The 16,394-nt window shown below is 63.8% G+C and carries 17 protein-coding genes and 1 pseudogene; 3 read left to right on the top strand and 15 right to left on the bottom strand.

Going from position 1 to position 16,394, the window contains the following annotated elements; all coding sequences use genetic code 11:
- Positions 1–384: 384 nt before the first annotated feature.
- Both PF66_RS33550 and PF66_RS27345 read left to right on the top strand, forming a co-directional pair.
- On the top strand, positions 385–2,712 hold the full coding sequence (locus PF66_RS33550; RefSeq protein WP_241494458.1) for an AAA family ATPase: 2,328 nt from the start codon (positions 385–387) through the stop codon (positions 2,710–2,712).
- A gap of 3 nt (positions 2,713–2,715) precedes the next feature.
- On the top strand, positions 2,716–3,744 hold the full coding sequence (locus tag PF66_RS27345) for an HNH endonuclease (RefSeq protein ID WP_054064387.1): 1,029 nt from the start codon (positions 2,716–2,718) through the stop codon (positions 3,742–3,744).
- A gap of 3 nt (positions 3,745–3,747) precedes the next feature.
- On the opposite strand, the gene PF66_RS27340 is transcribed toward PF66_RS27345, so the two are convergent.
- From PF66_RS27340 to ribBA, 6 genes are all read right to left on the bottom strand, one after another.
- Positions 3,748–4,374 carry an START domain-containing protein gene (locus PF66_RS27340; RefSeq protein WP_054059568.1) on the bottom strand — a complete coding sequence of 209 codons (627 nt, stop codon included), beginning with the start codon at positions 4,372–4,374 and terminating at the stop codon, positions 3,748–3,750.
- 148 nt (positions 4,375–4,522) lie between these two features.
- The gene (locus PF66_RS27335) at positions 4,523–5,677 is read right to left on the bottom strand and encodes an ABC transporter ATP-binding protein (protein ID WP_054059569.1); all 1,155 of its coding nucleotides are present in this window, start codon (positions 5,675–5,677) and stop codon (positions 4,523–4,525) included.
- Between the two features lie 19 nt (positions 5,678–5,696).
- A complete protein-coding gene (locus PF66_RS27330) occupies positions 5,697–6,506 on the bottom strand; it encodes an ABC transporter permease (RefSeq protein WP_054059570.1) in 810 nt (269 codons plus the stop codon).
- A gap of 6 nt (positions 6,507–6,512) precedes the next feature.
- Entirely contained in the window at positions 6,513–7,457 is a 945-nt protein-coding gene (locus PF66_RS27325) for an ABC transporter permease (RefSeq protein ID WP_054059571.1), read from the bottom strand.
- Complete coding sequence (locus PF66_RS27320) at positions 7,454–8,479, bottom strand: polyamine ABC transporter substrate-binding protein (RefSeq protein WP_054059572.1); 1,026 nt, start codon at positions 8,477–8,479, stop codon at positions 7,454–7,456. The genes PF66_RS27325 and PF66_RS27320 overlap by 4 nt, the downstream gene beginning before the upstream one ends.
- 236 nt (positions 8,480–8,715) lie before the next feature.
- Positions 8,716–9,825, bottom strand: a complete 1,110-nt coding sequence (gene ribBA / locus PF66_RS27315) for a bifunctional 3,4-dihydroxy-2-butanone-4-phosphate synthase/GTP cyclohydrolase II (RefSeq protein WP_054064386.1) — start codon at positions 9,823–9,825, stop codon at positions 8,716–8,718.
- A 73-nt stretch (positions 9,826–9,898) separates the two neighbouring features.
- On the opposite strand from ribBA, the gene PF66_RS27310 reads away from it, so the two are divergent.
- A complete protein-coding gene (locus PF66_RS27310) occupies positions 9,899–10,192 on the top strand; it encodes a DUF1330 domain-containing protein (RefSeq protein ID WP_054059573.1) in 294 nt (97 codons plus the stop codon).
- A 143-nt stretch (positions 10,193–10,335) separates the two neighbouring features.
- Here the strand turns inward: PF66_RS27310 and PF66_RS27305 are convergent, their stop codons facing one another.
- The 9 genes and pseudogenes from PF66_RS27305 to PF66_RS27270 all read right to left on the bottom strand — a co-directional run bounded on the left by PF66_RS27305 (position 10,336) and on the right by PF66_RS27270 (position 16,283).
- Positions 10,336–10,899 (bottom strand): NUDIX hydrolase, encoded by a 564-nt coding sequence (locus PF66_RS27305; protein WP_054064385.1) that lies wholly within the window; start codon positions 10,897–10,899, stop codon positions 10,336–10,338.
- Between the two features lies 1 nt (position 10,900).
- On the bottom strand, positions 10,901–11,653 hold the full coding sequence (locus PF66_RS27300; RefSeq protein ID WP_054059575.1) for a GntR family transcriptional regulator: 753 nt from the start codon (positions 11,651–11,653) through the stop codon (positions 10,901–10,903).
- A gap of 79 nt (positions 11,654–11,732) precedes the next feature.
- Positions 11,733–12,128 carry a carboxymuconolactone decarboxylase family protein gene (locus tag PF66_RS27295; RefSeq protein ID WP_054059576.1) on the bottom strand — a complete coding sequence of 132 codons (396 nt, stop codon included), beginning with the start codon at positions 12,126–12,128 and terminating at the stop codon, positions 11,733–11,735.
- Between the two features lie 57 nt (positions 12,129–12,185).
- Entirely contained in the window at positions 12,186–12,671 is a 486-nt protein-coding gene (locus PF66_RS27290; protein WP_054059577.1) for a flavin reductase family protein, read from the bottom strand.
- A gap of 12 nt (positions 12,672–12,683) precedes the next feature.
- Positions 12,684–14,162 (bottom strand): aldehyde dehydrogenase, encoded by a 1,479-nt coding sequence (locus tag PF66_RS27285; protein WP_054064384.1) that lies wholly within the window; start codon positions 14,160–14,162, stop codon positions 12,684–12,686.
- Positions 14,159–14,989, bottom strand: coding sequence for an alpha/beta fold hydrolase (locus tag PF66_RS27280; protein ID WP_054061344.1), 831 nt, complete (start codon positions 14,987–14,989; stop codon positions 14,159–14,161). The genes PF66_RS27285 and PF66_RS27280 overlap by 4 nt, the downstream gene beginning before the upstream one ends.
- Before the next feature lie 26 nt (positions 14,990–15,015).
- The gene (locus PF66_RS27275) at positions 15,016–15,606 is read right to left on the bottom strand and encodes an amino acid synthesis family protein (protein WP_054061345.1); all 591 of its coding nucleotides are present in this window, start codon (positions 15,604–15,606) and stop codon (positions 15,016–15,018) included.
- Positions 15,607–15,789: 183 nt separating this feature from the next.
- Positions 15,790–15,909 (bottom strand): annotated as a pseudogene (locus PF66_RS33545) (hypothetical protein); the annotation flags it as partial.
- A gap of 95 nt (positions 15,910–16,004) precedes the next feature.
- Entirely contained in the window at positions 16,005–16,283 is a 279-nt protein-coding gene (locus tag PF66_RS27270; protein WP_054064383.1) for a hypothetical protein, read from the bottom strand.
- Between the last annotated feature and the right edge of the window lie 111 nt (positions 16,284–16,394).

Here is a 16,394-nt window from a genome sequence, read left to right as displayed (position 1 = left end):
GAAACAGAACCTCCACTCAGCCGGCTGGGAACGGGGCGGGTAGATCAAAAGCAAGATCACAAGCAAGAGCAGGAGCAAGAGCTTCGCGGCGGTGCGACAAGCCCGGTTCCTACAGGTCTGCGTCGTACACAGAGCCTGCATACGGCACCCATCTGTAGGAGCCGGGCTTGCCCGCGAATGGGCCATAAGTTTCACCGCATAATCTCCTGGCATCGCACCGCCATCTCCCGTTCTCGACGAATGCGCAACGGGCCTTTTATCGATACGCTGCTTGGGGCGGTAGGAAGTGGCGACGAAAAACGCCTCTACTTTTTGGCGCCTGCCGATTAGAGTTGCCGGATTTCGAAAGGCGCTGCTCTGGCCCGCCTCTCATGGAGGAGATTCATGTATTGCTTCGACCGCAGTTCCGTTCCGCCACCGAGCCTGTTGCAAAGTCGGGAGGCCAATGCTGACAGGCAGGCATTGGCCGACTACTTTCTTGCCGACAGGACCAAGCGGGCGCAGAGCCGGGCACCGGAACCGGTTGTCGATCTGAATGAGAACTCAGTCCGTTCGGGGTTGGACCGGTTATTTCACGGTAAATGTGCGTTCTGCGAACGGGTGGTTCAGTCTAAGGCAACTTATCGATTTCGCCCGAGAGCGCAAGCCAGCCCACTGGAGCGAACTTCAAACGCTCACCTTTATTATATCTGGCTGAGCAGTGCCTGGGAGAATCTCTACGCCATTTGCAAGGACTGCGAGCCTGTACGGCCGGACCACTTCCCGGTTTTGGGGCGGCGGGTAGCCTTGCCTTCGGCGCAAGAAGTTGATGCCTATGCACAGGCTGGTAACGGTCTGTGGGGGGGCTACCCACTCAAGGAGCGTCATGTCTTGATCGACCCTTGCGAGCGGGTCGACCTGAGCCGGCATCTGTCGGTCGATCTGTCGGGTGAACTCTACGCCTTGAGCGAGCGCGCAGCTGCAACCATCACACACTTCAAGCTCAATCGTATTCAGTTGCTAAAGCTGCGCAAAAGCAAGCTGAAGACTTACTTCGACGATCTTATAGGCAACTGGTCTTTTTCCTTGGGAGAGGACGATTCACATCCCGTGCTTTTCGATTTTGCTCGAATGGATTTTGGTGGCTGCTGGTATTTGCTCTGCCGACGCATTGTACTGACGCTTTCAAAGTCCAGGGTTTCAGCTTCGGAACTGGCCCCGGATCGTATCGAACACACGTTGCGGGCCCTTAGCGAAAGCGCTGATGTCGTTGAGTGGTATGGAGGGTTGGAGCTCAGTCTGGCAGGGACTGCTGTGCGCGATTCCAGACCCGTTGCAAAGAGTGAGACGTTCGGGGCGCGTGATTGCCCATCGTTGGAATCGATCCGCTTCAGCAACTTCAAGGGCATAGAGCAACTTGAATTGAGGATACCCGCCGTGCCGCTCAGGCGGTCCTCGGGCACAAATGCTGTTCGGCCGGCCCTGCTGATTCTCGGTGAAAATGCCGCTGGAAAAAGCTCCATCCTTGAGGCCACAGCTTTGGTGCTCAGCAGCGATCTGGCTTGTACGAAACTGCCGGTGGACTACGCCTCGTTGCCTCTGGATCCCGAGTTACTGGGCGCGGTGCAGACTCCCCGTTGCAGTCTGGCATCGGTGGTAGCGGTGTTCCAGGGCGGTAGTGAACGGCACCTGACGATCAGCGAGGGCGAGTTCTGGCATGAAGACCGTGGACTGTCGGTTGACGGTCAGCCGCTCTTGCCTCAGGTCTTTGCCTATGGTGCCTTTCGGCAATACCAGAAGCGGGTCAGCCCTCGTAGCCCAAGTAAATCGATCATCAACCTTTTCGACTCGACAGCTCTGCTGTCCAATCCGGAAAAATGGTTGCTGAGTCTCAAGGCAGATGCCTTCAACAGTGTGGTTCGAACCTTGCGCGGCATCCTCTCGATCGAGGGCTCGTTCGAGATCATGGAACGCGACCCGCAGAACCAGCGCTGCCTGATCGTCACATCGGCAGGCGATGGCCAGCCCCTGTGCCGAACGCCACTGAGCCTGGCTTCATCGGGTTACCGTTCAGTCCTGGCAATGGCCTGTGACATCATCCAGGGCCTGATGAATCGACGCCTCAATCCGCATTTCGAAAGCCTGGAAACGGCACAGGCCGTGGTACTGATCGACGAGGTGGAAGCGCACCTGCATCCACGCTGGAAAATTCAGATCATGCGCGCGTTGCGGGAGGCGTTGCCGCAGGTCACTTTCATTGTCACCACTCACGATCCGCTGTGCCTGCGCGGCATGCAGGATGGTGAGGTGATCGTCATGCAGCGTGTGTCCAGCGATCAACGCACGGATGTCCAGTGGCCGGTGATGGTCGAGCAACTGGTTCGCCTGCCGAATGTCAGCCAACTCACGGTCGAACAGCTGCTGACCTCGGACTTCTTCAGCCTGGCCTCCACTGACCAGCCTGAGACCGAGCGTGAACTGGCCGGCCTGGCCGATCTGTTGAACGCGCGGGAGCGGGGCGAACGGTTGACTGTGCCGCAGCAGGACCTGCTACGGCGGTTGGAACGTGATATCAGCGACGCCTTGCCGGTGGGTTCCAGCGAGGTTCAGCGGCTGGTGCAGGAGGCGGTGGTCGAGTACCTGGACAGCCGTAGACAGGTCTCGACACAGAAGCTTGCCCAACTGCGCAGCGCCGCCAAACAGCGCATCCTCGGCATCCTGGAGGGCATCTGAAGCATGCGTGCCGTCAGCCGCGACAGTGTCCCCGTGCCCGATGCGATGTTGGGAGATGACTCGCCAGCGAAAAAGGAGCTGCAGAAACTCCAGGATTACTTCATGGCGCCAACGGGGGCGTTACCCGCCTTTGCCGTCTACAAGTCCGACAGCGTGAAGAAACAGCTGCATGAGCTGTTCCACGGTAAATGCGCCTACTGCGAGAGCTTCTACTACGGCAGTGCCCCGGTGGATATCGAGCACTACCGACCCAAGGGCCGCGTCTACGAGGAACCGGATCATCCCGGCTACTGGTGGATCGCCATGGATTGGGAAAACCTGCTGCCCAGCTGTATTCACTGCAACCGGCGCAGTGGCCAGGTGACGCCCACGCTCTCGGCCAGTCTGGTCAGCCTGGTCAATGAGGGACGTGATTTCAGCCGTTCACGGGTGGTCCAGACCGGCAAGCAGGACAGCTTTCCGATCCTCGGTCAGCGGGCTGCGGTGGGGGCCCGGGATTTTTCCGGCGAGCAGGCATTGCTGCTGGACCCGTGCCGGGATCAGCCACAGGAGCACCTGCGTTTTCATGTCGACAGCGAAAATCTGATCGGCCTGGTCCTACCCAAGCCTCATGACAGCGGCGGTCTGGCCCTGGCCGGTGGTGTGGCAGGTGTCCGGCCGGAGCTGCGTGGGGTGATCGAGCAGGCCCTGGCGGGTGGGTTGAGCCTGCGGGGCGCGGTGTCGATCCATGTCTATGGCCTCAACCGTCTCGGGCTGGTGCAGGAGCGCACGCGGGTGCTGCGCCAGTTGGAGTTTCTGGAGATGCTGGCGGTGGAAATGGGGCTGATGGCGCAGGAACTGGAGCCCGACAGTGAGGCTCCGGTTGTCGAGAGCGAGCAGGCGCGAGCGCGCAATGAACGCATTGCCAGGCGCCTGCGTTTTCTCCAGGAGCAGATACTCGGCGAGATCAAGACCATGGCTCGGCCCGAAGCGCCTTACTCGGCCATGGTTCGGGAGTGGCTGGAGGGGTTCAGGGCGCGTTTGAGCCGCTGAGGTTCAGGGCATGTCCCGCACACCCTGGCGCTCGGCCACCGCGCGCAACGTCCTGAGGCTGACCATCGGCGCGTCTACCACGAACCGGTTGGCCAGCCAGGAGGGAATGTCGCCCGCCGGCTCGGCCTGCAACTGGTAGGTCACCTCGGTCTCGCCATTACCCCTGGGCAGCATCTTCCACACGCCACTCAACTGGCGCACGCGGATCTGGCCGGGCACCGACGGCAGATAGTCGGGGGCCGCCTCCAGGCGGCGGATCAGGCTGCCGTCGTCATTCTGTTCGGTATGCACATGCAGCACCATGTCCCGCGGGGCCGCCGGCCAGGGCAGGTCGGTGGTCAGGTAGACCCAGGTGTCGTCGCCGTCGTTCTTCAACAGGCGCATCTCGGCGCAGGCGTACAGCCACTTGCAAGCGACCCGCAGATTTTCCTGCAGGTCGCGCAAGGTGGAGACCTCGGCCTTGATAGCGGTCACGCCGCGAAAGCTCTGGTAACGCGAACCCGGCACTTTGCTCAGGAAAACCTGGATGCCGTCCTCTTCATGGGCCAGCTTCCAGGCCTCGGGCGCAGCCATGGCGGCGCTGCTCAGGCAGGCCGTTGCCAGGGCGATCACGGATAGCAGGGTTCTCATCGACGGTCTCCGGGGCACGGAGGAACGTCCGTGTCTGCCAGATATAACACGCGGACACGAAATTTATTCGATGGCTTCGAAGGGAAGAGTAGGGAGCTCCCTGCCGGTGCCGACAGTCGACCGCGACGACAGGGAGAGCAGGCGGGTATCAGTGGCTGCCGGCGGCCTTGTTCAGGTCGCTTTCCTGCCACTCGGTATAGACGCAGGCATCGGCTGTGGCCCAGCGCACGGCGACTGAATCTCCGGCTTTGAGCGGCATGCCGGTGGCGGACAAGGCCTTGACGGTCATGGCCGTACCGCCCTGGGTGACGACGCTGCAGGTCTGGCTTTCACCGAGGAACAGCACCTCGCTGACGGTTGCCCTGACCTGGTTCCAGCCGGCGGCCAGCGGGTCGGCGGCGGCCTGTTCCAGGCTCAGGGCCAGGGCCTTCTCCGGACGCACCATCAGCAGGATGTCCTGGCCGTTCTGCAGGCCCGAGGTCAGGCGGATAGACAGCCCTTGCCCTTCGAAACCGGCGGCACCGTTGCCCTGGGCCTTGAGCCGCAGGAAGTTGGAGTTACCGAGGAACGAGGCGACGAAGGCGTTCGGCGGGTTCTGGTAGAGGTCGTAGCCGCTGCCCAGGCCGACAATCTTGCCATGGCTGAAGATGGCGATACGCTGGGACAGGCGCATGGCTTCTTCCTGATCGTGGGTCACGTAGACGATGGTGATGCCCAGTCGCCGATGCAACTGGCGCAGCTCGTCCTGCAGGTCTTCGCGCAGCTTCTTGTCCAGGGCGCCGAGCGGTTCGTCCATCAGCAGGATGCGTGGCTCGTAGACCAGCGCCCGGGCGATCGCCACGCGCTGCTGCTGGCCGCCGGACAATTGCGCGGGGCGGCGGTGGGCGAACTTGTCCAGCTGGACCAGCTTGAGCATGGCGTCGACGCGCTTGTCGCGCTCGGCGGCTGCCAGCTTGCGGATGGCCAGCGGGAAGGCGATGTTGTCGCGCACCGAGAGGTGCGGGAACAGCGAGTAGCGCTGGAACACCATGCCGATGTCACGCTTGTGCGGCGGCACGTTGACCAGCGACTTGCCCTCGACCAGGATTTCCCCGGAGCTGGGGCTCTCGAAGCCGGCCAGCATCGACAGGGTGGTGCTCTTGCCCGAGCCACTGGAGCCCAGGAAGGTCAGGAACTCGCCGTCCCTGATGTCCAGCGAGATGTTGTCCACCGCGGCGAAGTCGCCGTAGTGCTTGTTCAGGTTGCGCAGGCTGACCAGGGTGCGGTCGTTCTGTTGTGCAGGGTCTTTGATCACGGCACTCATGTTGTCTACTCCCGGGCGCTCAGGCGCTGAGTTCGTTGCGCCGACGCAGAGCGGCGGCAATCACCATCACCAATACCGACAGGCCGATCAGCAGCGTCGAAGCGACGGCGATCACCGGAGTCAGGTCCTGGCGCAGGGTGGTCCACATTTTGACCGGCAGGGTCTGCAGGGTCGGGCTGGCCATCATCACGCTCAGCACCACTTCGTCCCACGACACCAGGAAGGCGAACAGGGCGCCGGCGACCATGCCGGGGCGAATCGCCGGGAAGGTCACCTTGAACACCGCCTGCAGGCGCGAGGCACCACAGATCACCGCGGCATCCTCGATCGACTGGTCGAACAGCTTCAGCGAGTTGATGATCGAGATGATGGTGAAGGGCAGGGCGACGATCACGTGGCTGACGACAAAGGCGAACATCGTGCCGGTGTAGCCGAGCTTGAGAAACAGCGCATAGACCGCCACGGCAATGATCACCAGCGGCACGATCATCGGCAGGGTGAACAGCCCGTAAAGCATTTCCCGGCCGGGGAAGCGCCCGCGCACCAGGGCGAAGGCGGTCGGCAGGCCCAGCGCCACGGCGCACACGGTGGTCAGTACCGCGACCTTCAGGCTGGCCAGGGCGGCATTCATCCAGTCCGGGTTGGAGAAGAACTGGCTGTACCATTTCAGTGTCCAGCCCGGCGGTGGGAACACCAGCCACTGGGACGAGCCGAACGACAGCAGGACGATGAACACGATCGGCAGCAGCAGGAACAGGGCGATCAGTCCGGTGGTGAAATAGAGGCCCAGGCGCAGGCGCCGGCTCATGGCATTCGGGGTCAGGAGCATGGCGGCTTACCTCGCGTTGCTCGCGCCGACCGGGGATTCCGGCTGGAGCTTCAGGTAGAAGTAGAACAGCACCAGGGTGATCAGGATCAGCAGGGCGGCGCCGGCGCTGGCCAGGCCCCAGTTGAGGAACGATTGCACCTGTTGAATGATGAACTCCGGCAGCATCATGTTCTGCGCGCCGCCCAGCAGGGCTGGCGTCACGTAGTAACCGAGGGACATCACGAACACCATCAGTGCGCCGGAGAACAGGCCCGGACGGCACAGGGGCAGGAATACCCGGAAGAAATTGGTCCAGGGGCTGGCGCCGCAGATGGAGCCGGCCTGCAGGATCATCGGGTCGATGGCCTGCATGGTGGCCTGCAGGGGCAGGACGATGAACGGAATCATGATGTAGCTCATGCCGATCACCACGCCGGTCAGGTTGTGCACCATTTCCAGTGGCTGGTCGATGATGCCCAGGCCCATCAGCAGCTTGTTGATCACCCCGGACGCCTGCAGCAGCACCAGCCAGGAGTAGGTCCGCGCCAGCAGGCTGGTCCACATCGACAGCAGCACGATGTTGAGTATCCAGCGGCCCCAGCCGCGTGGTACCAGGGTGATCGCCCAGGCCAGCGGGAAGCCCAGCAGCAGGCTGAACAGGGTCACCAGGCCGGCCACCGAGAAGGTGTTGAGCAGGACCCGTGCGTAAGCCGAGTTGGCGAACAGTTGCTGGTAGTTGTCCAGCCCCGGCGTGGGTTCCAGCACGCCGCGCAGCAGCAGGCCGATCAGCGGTGCCAGGAAAAACACGCCCAGGAACAGCAGGGCCGGTGCCAGGTTGCCGGCGCCTTTCCAGCGGCGGGCCAGGGAGGGGGTGTTGTTCATCACAGCCGCCTTGCCTGAGGCCGAGCCGGCGACGCCGGTGGCGCCTCCGGTCGGTTGGGAGGAATGGGACGCGGTGGCGGCCATTTTCATTTGACCAGCCATTCGTTCCACCGTGTCGCGATAGCCGGACCGTTCTTGGCCCAGTAGGCGAAGTCAAGGGTGATCTGGTCCTTGGCGTAGGCGGTCGGCAGGTTCGGGGCCAGCACCGAATCCAGGCGCGACACGCTGTCGACGTTGACCGGCGCGTAGGCGGTCAGGTTGGAGAAGTCGGCCTGACCCTTGGCGCTGCTGGCGTTGGCCAGGAACTTCATGGCGGCGGCCTTGTTCTTCGACCCCTTCGGGACCACCAGGATGTCGGCCATGACCAGGTTCTGCTTCCAGCTCACGCCCACGGGGGCGCCGTCCTGCTGCAGGGCGTAGACGCGACCGTTCCAGAACTGGCCGAGGCTGGCTTCGCCGGAGGCCAGCAATTGCTGGGACTGGGCGCCGCCGCCCCACCAGACGATGTCTTTCTTGATGGTGTCGAGTTTCTTGAAGGCACGGTCCAGGTCCAGCGGGTAGAGCTTGTCGGCCGGTACGCCGTCAGCCAGCAGGGCCAGTTCGAGTACGCCAGGGCTTGGCCATTTGTAGAGGGCGCGTTTGCCGGGGTAGGTCTTGGTGTCGAACAGCGCGGTCCAGTCCTGGGGCTTGCTGCCGGCGAGCTTGCCTTCGTTGTAGCCGAGCACGAAGGAGAAGAAGAACGAACCGACGCCGTGATCGGAAACGAAGCGCGGGTCGATCTTGTCGCGCTGGATCACGCTGAAATCGAGGGGTTCGAGCAGGCCTTCGCTGGCGGCACGCAGGGCGAAGTCGGCTTCGACGTCGACCACGTCCCATTGCACGTTGCCGCTTTCGACCATGGCCTTGAGCTTGCCGTAGTCGGTCGGGCCGTCCTGGACCACGGTGATGCCGCTGGCCTTGCTGAAGGGGTCGGCCCATGCCTGCTTCTGTGCATCCTGGGTGCTGCCACCCCAACTGACGAAGTTGACGCTTTCGGCGGCCATCGCGGCCTGGCTGCCCATGCTCAGCAAGCCGGCCAGCAATACAGCGGTCGTACCTTTTTTCAACACCATTTTCACGCCCTCATTGTTGTGTTCTTGAGCGGGCTATCGATGCCCGCCTATCGGGAGCAGCTGGTTTTTCAGTGCCTTTGCAGGCGGTCTTGGCAAGGCTAGTCGCCTGTCTCGTTGTCGGTCGGGTTCCTGTGAAAGTTTGTCAGGTCTATGGAATGTCATATTATGGTATTCCAAACTTTCTGCAAGCATTTTGCCTTACCGGTTATCCGGCCAGGAGGTTTTTTCTCCCGTCTTTACTGGGTGAAAGGGATGCTCTCGACCACTTCGAGGTCGTAACCGGTCAAGCCGGCGTATTTGAGGGGCGGGCCCAGATGGCGCAGCTTGCCGATGCCGAGGTCCTGCAGGATCTGTGCCCCGGTGCCGACCTCGGAGTAGATTCGCGATTGCGAGCGGCTGTACTGGCGGGGTGGCTGGGTCAGTTGCGGAATCCGTTCGAGCAGGGCCTGGGACGATTCATGGTTGGCCAGCACCACGACCACGCCGCGACCCTCGGCGGCAACCCGCTGCAGGGCGGCCCACAGGGTCCAGTTGCTCGGCCCGTGGTACTCGGCACCGACCAGGTCGCGCAGCGGGTCGATGACATGCACGCGCACCAGCGTCGGCTCGTCACGGCGGATATCGCCCATGACCATGGCCATATGCACGCCACCCTCGATGCGGTCTTCGTAGCTCACCAGGCGGAAGGTGCCGTGCACGGTCGGCAACTCGCGCTCGCCGATACGCACCACGGTGTGCTCGGTGCTGAGACGATAGTGGATCAGGTCGGCGATGGTGCCGATTTTGATCCCGTGCTGGCGGGCGAAGACTTCCAGGTCCGGACGGCGGGCCATGGTGCCGTCGTCGTTCATCACCTCGACGATCACCGAGGCGGGGGTAAAGCCGGCCAGGCGTGCCAGGTCGCAACCGGCTTCGGTGTGTCCGGCGCGGGTCAGCACGCCGCCTTCGCGGGCGCGCAGGGGGAAGATATGGCCGGGCTGCACCAGGTCGTCGGCACAGGCGTTGGCCGCTACGGCGGCGGCCACGGTGCGGGCGCGGTCGGCGGCGGAGATGCCGGTGGTGACCCCGGTGGCGGCTTCGATGGAGACGGTGAAGGCGGTGCTGAAAACGCTGCCGTTGCTCGGCACCATCTGCTCCAGGCCCAGGCGCTGGCAATGCTCGTCGGTCAGGGTCAGGCAGATCAGCCCCCGCGCCTCGCGGGCCATGAAGCTGATGGCCTGTGCGTCGCAACGGTCGGCGGCGAGCAGCAGGTCGCCTTCGTTCTCGCGGTCTTCATCGTCCACCAGCAGAACCATCTTGCCCTGGCGGTAGTCTTCGATTATTTCTTCGATGCTGTTAAAGGCCATGTTGGATTCTCGGCGTGCGTGGCAGGATTTGTGGTATACCATAATACAAAATAAACAAACAATGAGGTCGACAATGAAGGCTTACTGGATCGCGCACGTGAATGTCACCGACCCTGAGCAATACACCGAGTACACCAGCCGCGCGCCGGCGGCCTTTGCCCGCTATGGCGGGCGTTTCCTGGCCCGGGGCGGGCGCTCGCAGGCGGTGGAAGGGCGGGAGACGCCGCAGCGCAGCGTGGTGATCGAGTTCGACTCCTACGAGCAGGCGCTGGCCTGCTACCACTCGGACTTGTATCAGGAGGCCAAGGGGCACCGCGCGGGCGTGGCCGAGGCGGAAATCGTCATCGTCGAGGGCATGGCGCCCTGACGTGACACTACACGGGGGAATGGCCGTGATGATCGTTCGGGAATGCAGCGATGACGCTCTGCGTCACCAGGGCGGACTGGGAGGCGTTCCCTCGGGGACCGTGGGAAGGATCGGAACAGGGACTCCAAGGCCCCCGCAAGGCCTCAGCGGATGAAGTGCACCTTGCCGGTATCGTCGTTACCAACATACAGGCCATAGACCCCGGCCTGTCGCTCCTCGATATAGCGCTCGAGAATCTGCCGGATCGCCGGGTAGTAGATGCAGTCCCAGGGAATTTCCTCGGGCGCGAAGAAACGGCGGTCCAGGGTCTCCGGCCCATACTGGTCGGTGATCTCCAGGGCGATGGCGCGGAAGATGATGTACACCTCGCTGATCTTCGGCACGCTGAAGATCGAGTACGGCGAGATGATTTCCGCGCGCACGCCGCTTTCTTCCCAGACCTCGCGCAGGGCGGCCTGCTCGGTGGTTTCGCCGCTTTCCATGAACCCGGCCGGCAGGGTCCAGGTGCCGGGGCGTGGTGGAATCGCCCGCTGGCACAGCAGGTAGCGACCGTCGCGCTCGATGATGCAGCCGGCGATGATCTTCGGGTTGACGTAGTGGATGTAGCCGCAGCCCCGGCACATCAGGCGCTCATGGGTATCGCCCGGTGGCACCTGGTGAGCGAGGTCACCGGCACCGCATTGCGGACAGAAGCGCGGGGCTGACATTTCAGCGACCTATGCGGGGTTCTTTCACGGCGATAGGGGCGACGATGTCCGGAATCGGCCCGGCCTCGTCCTGTTTGCGTTGCAGGTACTCCATCGCCACCTTGGCCGCGGCCCGGACGTGGTCCACCGAAGCCTGGTGCGCGGCCAGCGGATCGCCGCTCTTGATCGCCTCGACGATGCGCTCCATTTCCAGGTTGCTGGCGCCGCGGCGGTTTGCCTGGGAGACCGAGGTAGCCCGCAGGTAGCTGATGCGCGCCTGCAACTGGCGCAACTGGGTGGCGGCGGCGTGGTTGCCCGAGCCTTCGAGTAGCACGTCGTAGAAACCCTGGACCGAGTCGAGCACCTGCTGCAGTTCGCCGTCCTTGAGGGCCTTGCGGTTTTCCTCCAGGGCTTTTTCCAGGGCCTTGATGTCCTTGGCCTTGGCCCGCAGGGTGAACAGCTGGACGATCAGGCTTTCCAGTGCGCAACGCAGCTCGTAGATGTCCCGGGCATCGGCCAGGGTGATGATGGCCACGCTCGGGCCCTTGGCATCGGCGAACGCCACCAGCCCCTCGGACTCCAGGTGGCGCAGGGCCTCACGCACGGAGGTGCGGCTGACGCCCAGGCGATCGCACAGATCGCGCTCGACCAGACGGTCTCCCGGCAGCAGCTGGAAGTTCATGATGGCGCTTCGCAACTTGTCCAGCACGATTTCGCGCAGGGTGACGGGGTTGCGATTGACCTTGAAGTTGTCGTCGAGTGGCAGGCGTTTCATCGGTTGCGCTCTGAGTCGGGTCGTCCTGGGCACGGGAACAGGGTATCGGGCCTGCTACGCCGTGCCGGACAGCCATCGGTTAACTGGAGGAACCTGCTTCGGCGTCGGCCTCGGCAAAGGCTTCGCGGGCCAGCCGGAAACTGTCCACGGCCGCGGGGACACCGCAATAAATACCGACTTGAAGCAGGATTTCGCGTATTTGTTCACGACTGAGGCCGTTACGCAAGGCGCCCCGTACGTGCAGCTTGAGTTCGTGGGGGCGGTTGAGGGCCGAAATCATCGCCAAGTTTATCATGCTGCGCTCCTTGAGCGACAAACCCTCACGGCCCCAGACGTGGCCCCAGCAGTATTCGGTGACCAGTTCCTGTAGTGGACGGCTGAAGTCGTCGGCATTCTGGATGGATTTCTGCACATAGGCTTCGCCCAGTACCTGGGTGCGGATCTGCAGACCCTGCCGGTATTTCTCGTTGCTCATGTCGCGTCCTCGAAAAAGGGCCGTGCGCGAGAGGCCGGCGCACGGCCGAAACGGTGATCAGGCCAGGGCCGGCAGCGCGCCCAGCTTGCCCTTGTGGTAGATCATCGGGGTGACCGGGTCCTGTGGCAGGATCAGGTTTTTCACCGCGCCGACGATGATCGCGTGATCGCCGCCGTCGTACTCGCGCCACAGCTCGCACTCGATGATCGCCGTGGCCTTGGCCAGCAGCGGGTTGCCCAGCTCGCTGAGGCTCCAGTCGATACCCCTGGCCTTGTCCTTGCCCTTGCCGGCGAACGCATAGGCTTCGGCGGTCTGGTCGGCGGACAGCAGGTGAATCGCGAACTGCTTGCTGTCGCGCAGGATCGGATAGGTGTCTGAAGCATAGTTGGGGCAGAACAGCACCAGCGCCGGGTCGATCGACAGTGCGCTGAAGGCGCTGGCGGTGATGCCGACGATACCGCCGTCGGCGTCGAGGGCGGTGACCACCGTGACGCCGGAGGGGAAGGAGCCCATGACTTCTTTGTAGATACCGGGTTCGATCATTTCAGCTGTCTCCTAGCGCATCACGAAGGGGTCGGGCATCGGTGCCTGCGAGAGGTTGATCCACACCGTTTTCAACTCGGTGTAGGCCAGCACCGAATCGATACCGCTCTCACGGCCGTAGCCACTGTTCTTGAAGCCGCCGATCGGCGCCATGGCCGAGACGGCGCGGTAGGTGTTGACCCAGATGATCCCCGAGCGCACGTCCCGGGCCAGGCGATGGGCACGGCCCAGGTCGCGGGTCCAGATACCGGCGGCGAGGCCGAACTGCGAGTCGTTGGCGATGGCCAGGGCTTCGGCTTCGTCCTTGAAACGGATCACCGAGGCGACCGGGCCGAAGACTTCTTCCTGCATGATCTTCATCGAATTGCGGTCGCACTCGAACAGGGTCGGTTCATAGAACCAGCCGCCGCCGATGTCCGCGCGCTTGCCGCCGGTACGCAGGCGCGCGCCTTCGGCCAGGGCGTCGGCGACCAGGCCTTCGACCACGGCCAGTTGCTGGGCGGTGGCCATCGGGCCCATCTCGCTGGTTTCATCCTGCGGGTTGCCGATGCGGATGCGCCGGGCGCGGGCGATCAGGCGCTCGACGAACTCGTCGTAGATCTCGTCCTGCACCAGCAGGCGCGAGCCGGACACGCAGCTCTGGCCGGAGGCGGCATAGATCCCGGCGACCGCGCCATTGATCGCGCTGTCGAGGTCGGCGTCGGCGAAGATGATGTTCGGTGACTTGCCACCCAGTTCCAGGGACAGCTTGGCGAAGTTCTCGGCACTGCTGCGCACCACGTGGCGCGCGGTGGCCGCACCGCCGGTGAAGGCGATCTTGCGCACCAGCGGGTGGCGGGTGAGGGCGGCGCCGGTGCTCGGGCCGTAGCCGGTGACCACGTTGACCACGCCGGGCGGGATGCCGGCTTCCAGGGCCAGCCGGGCCAGTTCGAGAATGGTCGCCGAGGCATGTTCGGACGGCTTGATCACGATGGTGTTGCCGGCCGCCAGGGCCGGCGCCAGCTTGATCGCGGTGAGGTACAGCGGGCTGTTCCACGGAATGATCGCCGCGACCACGCCGATCGGCTCGTGCACGGTGTAGGCGAACAGGTCCGGCTTGTCCAGCGGCAGGGTGCCGCCTTCGAGCTTGTCGGCCAGGCCGGCGGTGTAGTGGAAGAACTCCGGCAGGTAGCCGACCTGGCCGCGGGTCTCGCGGATCAGCTTGCCGTTGTCGCGGCTTTCCAGTTGCGCCAGTTGCTCCCTGTTCTCGGCGATCAGGTCGCCCAGGCGGCGCAGTAGCTTGCCCCGGGCGGTGGCGCTCAGGCCGCGCCAGGCCGGGTGGTCGAAGGCCGCCTGGGCGGCCTGGACGGCGCGCTCGACATCGGCTTCGTCGGCATCGGGCAGTTGTGCCCAGGCTTCGGCCAGGGCCGGGTTGAGGCTGTCGAAGGTCTTGCCGGACAGGGCATCGACCCATTCGCCGCCGATGCACATCTGAAAGCGTGCGAGTGTCATGCAACGATCCCCTTTATGGTTTGTTGGACGTAGGTGGTTGCAAGGAAGTCCAGGAGTACCTGGTTGACCAGGCGTGGTGATTCCACCGGCATCATATGCCGTTGCTCGGCGAGTACGGCAACCTGCGCGCCGGGAATCCGCTCGGCCAGTTGCCGGGCCATCAGCGGCGTCGAACCGGGGTCCAGTTCGCCGGTGGCGACCAGCGTCGGCACCTGGATGGTGTGCAGGTCGTCGGCGCGGTACATGTCCTGGGTGGCGAACAGCTTGTAGGTGGTCAGGTAGCCCTGCGGGTCATTGCTGGCCAGCACCTGGCGGATCGCGGCGATCTGCGCCGGGTTGGCGGCCTGGTATTCGCGGCTGAACCAGCGCGACAGGGCCGCCTCGGCATTGGCATCCGGACCGTGCTCCGCGGCCTGGCTGGTGCGGGCGATGACACCTTCGCGCTGTTCGGCACTGCGGTTGAATACGCTGTTGAGCACCACCAGGCTCTGCAGCCGTTGCGGATAGTTCAGGGCAAAGGCCCTGGCGACCAGCCCGCCCATGGAGAAACCGATGACGCAGGCGGTGGGCAATTGCAGGTGGTCGAGCAGTTCGCGCAACTGATCGGCATACCCGAGCAGCCCGCAGTCGGGGTCCGGGCGCGGGCTGGCGCCGTGCCCGAGCATGTCGTAGGCAATGACCCGGTAGTGCGGCGCGAGACCGACGATCTGGCCGCCCCACATTTCCTTGTTCAGCCCGACCCCGTGGATCAGGACGACGGGTTGGCCTTCGCCGGTCGCCAGGTAACTGGTGCCGGCCGGGGTGCGTTCAGCGGTGTGCCGAATCATGGAGCGCTCCTGCCTTTCTTATCTGATTACTGGGCTTTCTCGGCGGCCAGCTCTTCCAGGTCGATGTAGCGGTTGCCGATGCGTGGGTGCAGGCGGCCGCCGTCGGCGCAACCGAGGACCACGACGATTTCGTCGGCACGTGGCGCGTCTTCGATCTGCATTTCCAGGGTGATGTAGTGCGAACGCAGGCCTTCGTCGTCCTTGTGCATCATCGGGATCTGGATCGAAGTGCCCGGGCCGCCGCGCTTGTTGGTGAAGCTCAGGTAGCTCTTGGCCTTGACCGCTTCGCGGTAGTGGTTGCCGAAGCGCAGGGTGTGGATCACCGCCGAAGCGTGTTCGATCTCGCCATCGGCGCCGACCACGGCGGCCTTGCCATAGGCTTCGATCTTCTCGGCACCGCCAATGGCCTTGACCAGGCGCTCGACCATCAGGGCGCCGAGGTCGGAGCAGTTGGCACGGATTTCAGGCTTCAGGTCTTCGACGAAACCACGGCCCAGCCAGGGGTTCTTGATCACTACCGCCAGGCCGATCATGGTCACCGGCTTGTCGGTGGCCTTGCCGCCTTCGATGAAGGTTTCCTCGATGTAGCTGACGATCTTGCGAATTTCGAAACTCATGGGGGCTCCTCGGTTGTGTGTCAGTCTGTTGGTATGATGGTATACCATAATATTGACTGCGCAAGCCCCTTCAACGAGTTTGTGCTGCCCAAGAATGACCGGAGGTCGGAACGAGCGGCTGAGGAGCCGGTTCTGAACGCTGGCGGCGGGAAGGGCCGGGTATCGATACGCCCGGCTGAAAGGTCAGAACTGCCGGCCGGGCAGGTTCTGCTGGCGAATCATTTCCATCAATTGGCGCAACCCCGGCTGCGACTGGCGCTGGCTGGAGTAGTCCATGCACAGCGGCGCGCCGCGGCAGGACCATGGCGCCCGGTACCCGTCAGGCCTGACCCGTCGGCTTGCCGGCGATGCTCCCGTGATCGTCGGCAAGCGTCCGCCACGCCCTGCGGCGCGGATCGTCAGCGGCAGCTGGCCGCCGTCACCCTGCAGGAGCCTGGCGTTCCACCCGATTCGGCGGCGTAGCGCCGGCAGTTGTCCAGGGATTTCGCGCTGGCGGTCTTCACGTTCGGCCCCCAGGCCAGTCCGCCGACACCGGTGCTCGGCACCGCCTTGGCGTAGCAGGGGTAACCATTGACCGGCGTCTGGTGCCCGGAGCAACCGGCGATCATCGAAAAGCTGCAGGCCAGCAGGAGCAGGCAGGGCAGGGATGGAAGGTGTTGTCGGCGGTCGGCGGTCATGGCACGTTCATTATCGGAAAAAAGAGTCGACTCTATTGTCCGGGGTTGTCGGTCAAGCGCAAGACCCGCAGGCCAGACAGTCGCGCCTGTCATGCATGGCCTGCCCGACAG

It is taken from the genome of Pseudomonas asplenii (genome assembly GCF_001293465.1).
Classification (GTDB): domain Bacteria; phylum Pseudomonadota; class Gammaproteobacteria; order Pseudomonadales; family Pseudomonadaceae; genus Aquipseudomonas; species Aquipseudomonas fuscovaginae_B.
Note: the sequence above shows the minus strand (reverse complement) of the source record. Positions and strands in the feature narration are given on the sequence as shown.